The sequence below is a fragment of the Dyadobacter sp. CY323 genome (assembly GCF_021390245.1).
In the GTDB taxonomy this organism is placed as follows: Bacteria; Bacteroidota; Bacteroidia; order Cytophagales; family Spirosomataceae; genus Dyadobacter.
Window position 1 is genome coordinate 1 of sequence record NZ_JAJUXH010000006.1, and the last position, 11509, is coordinate 11509.

Below are 11509 nucleotides of genomic sequence, written 5' to 3' on the forward strand. Positions count from 1 at the left end.
ATCCGAAACTGGGGCATGATCCTGAATCAATTTTTGACTATTTTTGAAAACAGAGTCAGGCTTTAAGCTTTGCCCGACCCCGATTGAAAAGTTTACACAGTTAATGCGATAGTCCCAAAGTAAGATTTAAAAAGTAATTCCTACATTTCACATTTACTTCTCACATCCCACTTTTTACTTCTCACATTTTACTTCTCACATTTCACATTTTACATCTCACATTTCACATTTTACATCTCACATTTCACTTCTCACATTTTACATCTCACATTTTACATCTCACATTTTACATCTCACATTTCACTTCAAACACATCTCACTCCCTAATCCCTTCCAACGCAAACATAAACGCACATCTCAGCGCGATTTCTTTCAGGTAGTCGAACCTGCCTGACGCGCCGCCGTGGCCTGCCTCCATGTTGGTTTTCAGGAGCAGCACATTTTTATCGGTTTTGTGCGTTCTAAGCCTCGCTACCCATTTAGCGGGCTCGAAATACTGGACCTGACTATCGTGCAATCCGGTGGTAACTAGCATATTGGGATACGCTTTCTTCTCAACATTATCGTAGGGCGAGTACGACTTCATATACTCGTACGAATCTTTGTTCTTCGGATTTCCCCATTCATCCCATTCATTGGTCGTCAGCGGGATACTCTCATCGAGCATGGTTGTGACCACATCCACAAATGGCACATCGGCGACAATTCCCCGCCATAGGTCCGGGCGCAGGTTTGAAACGGCACCCATTAACAGACCGCCTGCACTCCCACCTTCTGCGAATAAATGGGCAGTGGATGTATATTTTTCTTTGATCAGGAATTCGGCGCAATCGATGAAATCAAAGAAGGTATTCTTCTTTTTAAACATTTTCCCGTCCTCATACCATTGACGTCCCAGTTCCTGTCCGCCGCGAATGTGCGCAATGGCGAAAATAAAGCCGCGATCCAGTAAACTGAGCCTTGAACTGCTAAAACTCGCATCCATGCTATACCCGTATGATCCATACGCGTACAATAACATCGGGGTTTCCGCGCTTTTCGCCGTTCCCTTTTTGTACACCAATGAGATAGGCACCTTCACGCCATCACGCGCCGTGGCGTACAACCGTTCCGTCACATATTCTTCGGGATCATATCCGCCCAGCACTTCCTGACGCTTTTTCAATTCCTTCTTTTTTGACTCCATATCGTAGTCGTAAACCGAATTTGGCGTCGTGAGTGAGGTGTACGAGTAGCGCAGGTTTTTGGTATCGTATTCCGGATTGCCGGATGGATAAGCTGTGTAGGCCGCCTCGCCAAAATCGACATAATGCTCGGCCTGGTTGGTGATATTCCGGATACGCAATTGCAGCAAACCGTTTTTGCGCTCGGTAATCACGAGATAATCCTTAAAAACATCGATTCCCTGCAACAGAACATCTTTTCTTGTCGGGATCACCTCCTTCCAGTTTGCAACGCCCGTTTTCCCAATAGGCGTTTCCATTAATTTGAAATTCAGCGCGTCCTGATTGGTTACGATCAAAAATTTGTCGTTCTGGTGATCGATGTCATAAAGGACATTTTTTATCCTGGGCTGAAAAACCTGGAACTCACCTTCGGGTTTATTCGCATCGAGTATGCGGTGTTCTGACGACATGGTTGCCGTGGAAGAGATTACAATGAATTTGTCAGATTTGGTTTTGCCTACTCCGATGTAGTTGCTATTGTCCTTTTCTACATAAACCGTCACATCCGTTTTAGGATCAGCCCCCAGCGTATGTCTTTTGATTTTTTCGCTTAAAAGCGTTTTCGGGTTTGTAGCGGTGTAAAAAAGCGTTTTATTGTCATTCCCCCATTCGTACCCCGGGTCAGTCGGAAAGATCGCATCTTTCAGGATCTCGCCCGTTTCCAGGTGTTTAATGTGAATGGTATACTCGCGCCGCGAGACGGTATCCACTCCGAATGCCAGCAACTTGTTGTCCGGACTGACGCTAAAACCAGATGCAGAATAATACGGGTGACCTTCCGCCATTTGATCGACATCCAGTAAAATTTCCTCCGTCGCTTCGAGCGTTCCTTTTTTTCGGCAGTATTTGAAATATTGTTTACCCTCCTCGCTTCGGGTGTAATACCAATATCCATTGCTGAACACCGGAACAGACTCATCCTTTTCTTTAATGCGGCCTTTCATTTCCGCAAAAAGGTCTCTCTGAAACTGCTTTGTACCTGCCATCATGGTATCCGTATACGCATTCTCGGCATTCAGATAGTCTACCACTTTCGAACTGTCCGGACCTTTGCTGAAATAATCGGCCATCCAGTAATACTCGTCATTCCTTTTGTCGCCATGCATTCCAGTCTCATGGTCTTTCATTTCTGCTACGGGAGGCGTTGCTTCCGGCCATTGATATGCTTCTTTCACTTCCTTATTTTGTTTACACGAAAAAATGATAACAGCTAAAAACAGTATAATAATTCTCACAGGCCAATATTGTTTAAATGAATAAAAAGTTCGGTATGCTGTAATAGAATGATACTTTTGAAACTGATCATACTATTTAAAAGAAAGATTATTAAGTTATTAATTAAATGAATTTTATGTATTATTAATTAAATACTTTTAAAACATATATAATGTATTATAATTACTATAAGTAATAACTAAATGAGCTTACAAGGCAATCTACAAAAATCCTCCTGTAATCCATTTCAGTCCTCCGACTTACATTATATTTGAGTTTCGATACAAACTTACCCATGGATAAACCGGTTCATAAGCTTTTCCTTCTCGACGCAATGGCGTTGATCTACCGCGCGCATTTTGCCTTTATCAAAGCGCCGCGTATCACGTCACGTGGGTTGAATACCAGCGCCGTTTTCGGCTTCACGAACACCTTGCTGGAAGTATTGCAAAAGGAAAAGCCGACCCATATCGGAGTGGCATTTGACACCCCCGCACCTACGTTCCGACATGTGCAGTTTGAAGCGTATAAGGCACAGCGCCAGGAACAGCCGGAAGACATTACCGTCGCAATCCCATTGGTGAAACGCTTGCTGAAAGCCATGTGCATTCCGGTGCTGGAACTGGACGGTTATGAAGCCGACGACGTGATCGGGACGATTGCGAAAGAGGCGTCATCGCACGGTTTCGAAGTTTTTATGATGACGCCGGACAAAGATTATGGTCAGCTGGTTGAACAATATGTCCATATTTATAAGCCTGCATTCCTTGGAAAAGGCGCTGAAGTACTTGGTGTAAATGAAATCCTGGAACGCTGGCAGATCAAACGCATTGATCAGGTTATTGATATTCTAGGGCTCATGGGGGATGCGGTCGACAACATTCCGGGTGTTCCGGGAGTGGGCGAAAAAACGGCGCAGAAACTCATTGAAGAATATGATACCATTGAAAACCTCATCACGCATGCAGATGAGATCAAAGGAAAACTCGGAGAAAAGATCCGCGACAATTTCGATAAAGCGATTCTCAGCAAACAGCTCGCGACCATTGATACCAAGGTTCCCGTTCCATTTGATGCCGAAGATCTCACCATCTGCGCAGCGAATTCGGATCTGATCGTCGAGCTGTTCGATGAACTTGAATTCAAAACCTTAAAAGCCCGCGTTTTGGGCGGTACAAATCAGCCGGTTCAAACCACGCAGATCTCGCGCCCGGCGGCTAAAAGCAAAGGTCAGCTCGACCTTTTTGGTAACCCGACCGAGGAAGTCGGAAAACAACCCGCGATCATCAGTGAAGGCATTGCCGACGACGATGCTCCGGAACAATCCTTTGAAGATCTTCGAATTCCCACTACCAGAAGGACGATCGACAATACATTTCACCGGTATCACACGGTTGATACACCGGAACTGATGAAAAGTCTTGCCTATTATCTGAGTCTGCAGGATGCTTTTTGCTTTGATACCGAAACCACGTCGTTGGATACGATCGATGCAGAACTGGTGGGATTATCGTTTTCTTACCTGGCCGGCGAAGCATTTTACATTCCGGTACCGGCTGATAAAATGCAGGCCCAGGAGATCGTAGAAAATTTCCGGGCCGTTTTTGAAAATGAGAACATTGAGAAGATCGGCCAAAATATCAAGTATGATCTGCTCGTACTGAAAAACTACGGCATTGATGTGCACGGAAAACTGAGCGACACCATGCTCGCGCATTACATCCTGGAACCGGACAAACGCCACGGAATGGATATTCTGGCGGCATCTTACCTCAATTATGACCCCGTTTCCATTACATCTTTAATTGGTAAAAAAGGAGTTAAACAAGGCACCATGCGAGATGTTGCGATTCCTGAAATCACGCAATATGCCGGGGAGGATGCCGATATTACCTTTCAGTTGAATGAAATTTTTTCAAGAGAACTGCCGAAAGTAAATGCATCGAAACTCTATTATGACGTAGAAATGCCTTTACTGAAAGTGCTCGCATCTATGGAAAGTACCGGTGTAAGACTGGATATCAATGCATTAAAAGAAATGTCAGGTGTGCTGGAAACAGATTTGCGGATTACCGAGGCAGAAATTTACGAAGCTGCCGGTCAGTCGTTCAACATCAGTTCTCCGAAACAGCTGGGCGAGGTTTTGTTTGAAAAAATGAAACTGATCGAAAAGCCTAAAAAGACGAAAACCGGACAATATGCGACCGGCGAAGATATTCTGTCCGACCTGGAAGCAAACCACATCATCGCCAGAAAAATACTCGATTATCGGGAGCTGCAGAAACTGAAATCAACCTACGTGGATGCATTACCGTTATTGGTAAGCAAGAAAAGCGGCCGCATTCACACATCATACAATCAGGCCGTGGCGGCGACGGGTCGCCTTAGCTCTACAAACCCAAACCTCCAAAACATCCCGATCCGCACCATCCGCGGTCGCGAGATCCGGAAAGCATTTGTGCCCGACACCGACGAATTCCAGATCCTGTCCGCGGATTATTCCCAAATCGAGTTGCGGATCATGGCTGCATTCAGCGGGGACGCCAGTATGACGGAAGCATTCAATCAGGGACGTGACATTCACGCCACCACGGCCAGTAAGGTTTTCAAAGTCCCGCTCGACCAGGTTTCTTCTGATATGCGCCGCAAATCCAAAATGGTGAACTTCGGGATCATTTACGGGATTTCCGCATTTGGGCTGGCGCAGCGCCTGGCAATCCCGCGCGGCGAGGCAAGCGAAATCATCCGTGCCTATTTCGAGGAATTTCCGGCAGTGAAAGGATATATGGACCGCATTGTGAACGATGCGCGTGAAAAAAAATACGTGGAAACGATCTTAGGAAGAAGACGGTACCTGCCGGACATTGTTTCGGGAAACCAGACAAACCGGGGCTACGCGGAGAGAAATGCCATTAATGCGCCCATTCAGGGTTCAGCTGCCGATATGATCAAAGTAGCGATGATCCGGATACACGACTGGATGGCGGAAGAAAAGCTGAAATCACGGATGATCCTGCAGGTGCATGATGAACTCGTGTTCGACGCGCATTACAGCGAAATCGACCTGCTGAAACAAAAAGTCGACGACCTCATGCGAAACGCGATCCCGATGTCCGTACGAATGGAAACCGGCATCGGAGTCGGTGCCAACTGGCTGGAAGCGCACTGACGAAGGAGTGTCGCTGGTGAGCGAGGTGTTGCTGGTGAGCGAGGTGTTGCTGGTGAGCGTGGTGTTGTTGGTGAGCGTGGGTGTTTCTGGTGACAACACCAGCAACGGCTGGGTGGCCGGATGGCGTGGGAATGAACGGAGAAAGAGCGGCTTGCCGCTCTTTCTCCGTTTTCATCAACCATACCGAAGGCTTCTTACTTCGAAATCCATAATGGCTGGTTAATATCATCTTTCCCGGCAAACTGCGCCTGAATGGCCGAATTATAGTTGGCCTCATTCGTGGTGCGTTCGGAAAGCGGGTACTGCCAGCGAATGGCTATCCTGCCTGAGTTACCCGTTCCCACGCCGGTCATGAATTTTGGAAATCCGGTGCGCCGATAGTTGAAATAGGCTTCCATACCCGAGTTCATGAAGAATGAAAGGTATTTCTGCGTCACAATCTGCTCGATACCCGTAATGTTGTTCCCCGCATATTTCACCAGTGGCTGCGCGTAATACGTATCAAAATTATAATTGACCGTATAATTTGCAAAATCCGTCGCGGCACGTCCGCCCGTTTTGGAATAAGTCATGGTCAATGCACCGGTTTTGACGCCGTAAAACTCCTGGGACGCTTTGATGCCTTTCTTGTACCAATCTTCGGCACTTCCCGCACCCCATCCTCTCGCAATACCTTCGGCAATGTTGAAGCACATTTCAGGATATCCCACGATGAATGTACTTTCACCAATGTAGTTGGAATAATACCTCGATCTGCTCTGAAATGAATATTCGCCCGGCGCGAAACCGGCTCCATTATCCTTACCCGCTTTGTTGGACATATCCGAAAGATCTTCTCCCGAGCTGGCAGCAATAAATGCAGTAAAATCCGAAGGTAATTTCCCGGCTTTCAATTGTGCTCCCGCAGGTTCCGTCGTCACCATCACGCGCGGATCTTTACGCTCGGTCAGCAAACCCACATACGTTTGTGCCATGTTCTGGCGGGTAGCGTCAAAACCGAAGTTGTCCGGGTTCGAAGGGTATTTGTTGAAAACATTCGATTTGAATTCCAGATTATCAGCCATTCCATCCATCAATGGATATTTGGCAGGATTGGCCAGAATTTCAGCAAACTGGGCTTTTACATTCATCCCGGCCTCATTTTCTTTTTTACTCAACCGGATCAATATCCGCAACCGGAAACTGTTAACCACTTTTTGCCATTTAAACAGATCCTCGCCCAGATAAAAATCACCCGTCAATTTCGAATTACCGGAAGCGATCAGGGAAGCCATTTCTGCATTGGATTGGTCGAGCCACGCCAGGATCTGCATGTAAACATCTTTCTGTGAATCATACTTCGGTTCCAGGTTTACCAAACCTTTCAGTGCCTCGGAAGCTGGGAGGTCGCCCCCCCGAATCGACATCTGATCGATGAAGAATGCACGGAAAAATTTACCCACTGCCGAATACACATTCACATCCGCAAGTCCGGCGCGTTTCGCTTCTTCTTCCATTTTCACCACATTTTTCAGCGTGGCATAATGGTCGGTGAAAGTGGACCAGGTGTATTCATTGTTCCCATAATAATTGTAATTGATCGCATAAAACTGATTCCAGCGCATTTCTTCACTAAAAGGTCTTCCGGTATTGTCGTACATATCGAACTCGATACCTTGCAGCACAAGCGATGCGGGCGCAGTAACAGCGCGGTTTGGATCTTTCTCGAGTTCCTCGAAACTCTTTTCGCAACCCGATAACATCAGGGCAAAAACAGTGCATAATCCGATAAGTTTATGATTGAATCTCATTGTTTCAAGAATTGGATTGTTGAAATAATCTGTCTTAGACGTGATTTAGAATGTCAGGCTTACGTTGACACCATAACGGCGGACCGACGGAGTTTGCAAACCAGAACCGCCATCGTCGATGTACTGGTTAAGGTCCACGTCTTTTTTCTCAGCAAAATAGAGCAGGTTACGTCCCACAAGCGAGATGGAAGCATTGCGAATGAAGGTTCTTTCAAGCAATGCAGCCGGGAAACGATACCCGATCACCACTTCACGCAACATGCCGAAAGAGCGGCTCATGAGGTTACCTTCATCCGAGTTGTAATAACGGCTCACCCAGTCCTGTACATTCTGCGCAGTCGCATTCGGCTTAAATTTCAGCTCGTTAAGATTGGTAATGTTGCCATCGGCATCGAAATTGAGAGCAGTTCCACCCACCACCTGCACCCCTTCTCCCACATATGTTTTGTTCTCCGTATTTTTCTTGAAAGCGATGTAATCCGTTTCGCGGGAAGCACCTAACTGGCCTTGAATAAGCTCGATGTGGCGTCCTCCCCGGAAAGTCTGCTTCTGAATGTAGTTGGAGATCACGCCCCCGATGCGCCCGTCGAACTGAAAACCCAGGTTGAAGTTACCGTAAGAGAATTTGTTGTTGATACCAAACACAAACTTGGAATTGGTGTTGCCCAGGTACCTGGATTGTGAAGAATAGATAGGGCGGCCCGAGTCGTCATTGATGATCTGCCCGTCAGCGGTTTTGGCAAATGCGCGACCATAGAATTTGTCCAGCCTATCGCCCACTTTGAAAAACGTATTGAACTGGCCCTGACCCGGATAGATCTCGGTCAGCACTTTTTTGTACGTAGAATAGTTGGCCACAATATCCCAGTTAAATCCTTTTTCCGAACGGATCGGAGAACCTGTCAGGGAAATTTCCAGACCGTTTTTCCGCGTTTTGATACCATTTACCAAGGCAGCCGTGTAACCCGTTGTGGATGAGATCGGTAAGGCAAAAATACTTGGACCGTCGTTGGAGACAAAATAGGTAACGTCCAGTCCCAGACGGTTTTGCATAACCCTCACGTCTAGTCCCACCTCTGTTTGCGAAGTTGTGCTCGGCACGATTTCGGGGTTGTTCAATGTGTTGGTGTAATACGCAGCAGGCTTGTTATCGTAAGCGAAAGGAGTTGAATAAACAGCTGAATTCTGGTAAGTGGGTCCGCCGTAAGACGATTTATACTCCTCACCATAGCCCAGAAAATAGCTGGTTCCCGGAGTTCCTACAATCTCCGATGCTGTCAAACCATCTTTCACATTGGCATAAGATCCGCGCAATTTCAAAAATGAGATCACTTCCGGCAGGTGCGTGTAATCCGAGATCACCGTAGACAAAGCCACAGATGGATAGAAGAATGCATTATGTCCTTTCGGAAGCGTCGAAAGTTTGTCCATACGGCCTGTTGTAGATACCGTCAGGTAATCTTTAAAAGTAAAATCCGCAGAATAGTAGGCAGATGCCACACGCATATCCGAAATAAAGTTGGCAGTTTTCACCGGATTGGCGGAGTTTCCGAAGTTATACAAACCAGGCACGTTCAGGTAATCCGTGGTGGTGAACTGCGAGTTGTACGAGAAGCTGCGAATGTTACCGCCGCCCCAGATCTTCGCGTTGAAGCCTGGAAAAATATCCTTATCGAACTTGATCAGCAGGTCCGTATTGTTTTCAAACAGGTTCCGGCGGTCCTCACGGTAATCACCGCGACGTTCCTCACGGCCATAGGAACCAGCCGAAACGGGCATTTTTTCACTGCGGAACATGCTCCACGTATTCACCTGCGAACGGAACGTTGCTTCCAGGAAGTCAGTGAATTTATAGGTCATTGCAGCCTGCCCGATAATATCTGATTTCTGGTGGCCTCTCAGCCATTCATAACTCATGAAATACGGGTTGTTATAACGCTGATATTCCGCGTAGATCTGCTGAGTACCTTCTTTTCCTGGCTGCCAGTAGTTACGCATATCATCCACATTCCAGTCCGCACCTGCCCAAAGTACAATGTTGTAAATGATCGAGTTAGGACCATAGTTAATGTCCGGGATGTTCGGCGTGTACTGACGGTTGTATTGCAGTGATGAATTAAATGTCAGCTTTTTGGAGAAATTGTAATCCGCTACGATGTTGAAGTTTGTAATGTTCAGTTTCGTGTTCGGGACAATCCCTTTTTGATGAATATGCGACGTTGAGAAACGTAAATTGTATTTTTCACCAGATGCAGAAACGGATATGTTGTTTGTAGATAAAAGACCTGGCTGCAAAAAGCGACTCAGGTTGTCTTTTCCGCGCGCTACCCACGGAGTTCCCTGCCTCACGCCGGTCACCGGGTCTACCGGGCTGTCGTATTGCGGGATCAGCTGGCCTTCAAATTTCGGTCCCCAGCCGCCATCGTAGTCACCGTCGTTCAAACCGCCGCCTTTGCCGTCGCCAAATGCATAACGACCGTGGTCACCTGGTCCATAAAGATCCTGAACTTTCGGGATTGCGTAAAAACCATTATCGATCATGGTCGACGAGTTGAAATCTACCGAGAAGCCGCGTTTGTCTTTTGAACCTCTTTTGGTGGTGATCAAAATCGCGCCGTTTTTCCCGCGGAAACCGTAAAGTGCAGAAGCTGAGGCACCTTTTAATACGGAATAGGTATCAATATCATCCGGACTAACATTCCACGTGTCGGAGTTTACAGGCACACCATCCACAACAAAAAGTACGTCTGAATTGCCACGGAGCTGCAAATTCGGTTTGCGGAGCATCTCCTGCTGCACACCCACGGTAAGTCCCGCCACTTTTCCGGCCAATGCATTGATCGCGTTCGGTTCGCGTGCCTTTACGGTCGCATTTCCATCCACGGTCTGAATGGCCACTCCGATTCTCCGGATGTCTTTTTTGATCCCGAGTGCCGTAACAACCACCTCGTTCAATTGCCTCAGATCCGGCGTCAGGATCACGTCAATCACGGAACGGTCGCCAACTTTGACGTCTTTGGAAGCAAATCCCAGAAATGAAAAAGTCAGTTCCGCTGCATTATCGCGAACATCCAGCTTATATTTTCCTTCCGAATCCGTGATCGTTCCGTTGGCGGTACCTTTCACGACCACACTTACACCGGGGATCGGCGCGCTATCTTCCTGTCCTTTCACCTGCCCGGTAATCGCGAGCTGAGCAAATGTCGCCTGAGCGAAAAGCATGATGCCAAAGAGCAAACCGGCCTGCCTGCTCCGTCCGGAACTAATCAGACTTGTTTTTAAGTAGAGTTGTCTAATCATGAGCTAAAACATTTAATTGTGATAATTAAAGAAAGATTTTTGGAGTGAATAACTTATCCAGAATACAAAACTCCTGTTTTAGACGGCTATTTGTGTTAAGTATTTATTAACATACTATAAACAAATCTGAATAAGCTTATCACCCCTGCTCGTTATGGGAATGCCTCGACAAAATGGCAATGGAAGGTCTCACCAGGCATTTGTCACCGGTGGCACTGCTGTCTTTAAATGTAAAAAAAATGGTTCAGAAAAGGAACAACTTCCCTTCAACTTATTTACCTATAAATAAGTCAATTACAGTTACATTTAACTAAATCCATCCCGGATCAGCACTTTATGTTGGTAAGAGTAAAGTGCTTTCCGTAAATGCTTTTCCGGACATTTCACTGTATCAGGCGATTACAGTTTGTAGAACGACACTTTCGATATTTCGGCGGGGCTTCCCCATTTTTTTGAAAATAAACTGTCCCTGTATTTTAAATAAAACTAAACATCCGGCCTTCATCCGACCTTTCAATTTTTTTCCGTTACTTTTTCCAAATCCCGCGTATCAATAGAAGTGGTTAAACGATCATCAAAAACCAATCATCATGTTCACAAAGAGAGAAATCGAAATCATTCATCTGATATCAAAAGGTAAAACTTCACGCGACATTGCATTAAAAATGTTCGTGAGCGAGTATACGGTGAAGACGCACCGGAAAAATATCCTCCGTAAAATGCGAAAGGCGGAAACCGAATTCATAATGCTGGTCGCGAATTCCGCCAGACTACATAACCGTCTGAAAAAGTAGCTGTTCGGTGAACGT

General features: G+C 46.4%; 5 protein-coding genes. 2 read left to right on the top strand and 3 right to left on the bottom strand.

Annotated features, from left to right (window positions below):
- Positions 1–316 precede the first annotated feature (316 nt).
- Positions 317–2353, bottom strand: a complete 2037-nt coding sequence (locus LZG72_RS12540; protein ID WP_409017698.1) for a S9 family peptidase — start codon at positions 2351–2353, stop codon at positions 317–319.
- Positions 2354–2736: 383 nt separating this feature from the next.
- Here LZG72_RS12540 and polA point away from each other — a divergent pair, with 383 nt between their 5' ends.
- A complete protein-coding gene (gene polA / locus LZG72_RS12545) occupies positions 2737–5610 on the top strand; it encodes a DNA polymerase I (protein WP_233872399.1) in 2874 nt (957 codons plus the stop codon).
- 194 nt (positions 5611–5804) lie between these two features.
- Here polA and LZG72_RS12550 read toward each other — a convergent pair whose 3' ends face one another.
- Complete coding sequence (locus LZG72_RS12550; RefSeq protein ID WP_233872402.1) at positions 5805–7400, bottom strand: SusD/RagB family nutrient-binding outer membrane lipoprotein; 1596 nt, start codon at positions 7398–7400, stop codon at positions 5805–5807.
- Between the two features lie 45 nt (positions 7401–7445).
- On the bottom strand, positions 7446–10700 hold the full coding sequence (locus tag LZG72_RS12555) for a SusC/RagA family TonB-linked outer membrane protein (RefSeq protein ID WP_310590557.1): 3255 nt from the start codon (positions 10698–10700) through the stop codon (positions 7446–7448).
- A gap of 590 nt (positions 10701–11290) precedes the next feature.
- On the opposite strand from LZG72_RS12555, the gene LZG72_RS12560 reads away from it, so the two are divergent.
- A complete protein-coding gene (locus LZG72_RS12560) occupies positions 11291–11494 on the top strand; it encodes a response regulator transcription factor (RefSeq protein ID WP_233872405.1) in 204 nt (67 codons plus the stop codon).
- Positions 11495–11509: the final 15 nt, after the last annotated feature.

Bases quoted from the DNA above. Each gene is read 5' to 3' on its own strand.
- LZG72_RS12540 (WP_409017698.1), bottom strand. From the start codon at position 2,353: ATGAAAGACCATGAGACTGGAATGCATGGCGACAAAAGGAATGACGAG.
- polA (WP_233872399.1), top strand. From the start codon at position 2,737: ATGGATAAACCGGTTCATAAGCTTTTCCTTCTCGACGCAATGGCGTTG.
- LZG72_RS12550 (WP_233872402.1), bottom strand. From the start codon at position 7,400: ATGAGATTCAATCATAAACTTATCGGATTATGCACTGTTTTTGCCCTG.
- LZG72_RS12555 (WP_310590557.1), bottom strand. From the start codon at position 10,700: ATGATTAGACAACTCTACTTAAAAACAAGTCTGATTAGTTCCGGACGG.
- LZG72_RS12560 (WP_233872405.1), top strand. From the start codon at position 11,291: ATGTTCACAAAGAGAGAAATCGAAATCATTCATCTGATATCAAAAGGT.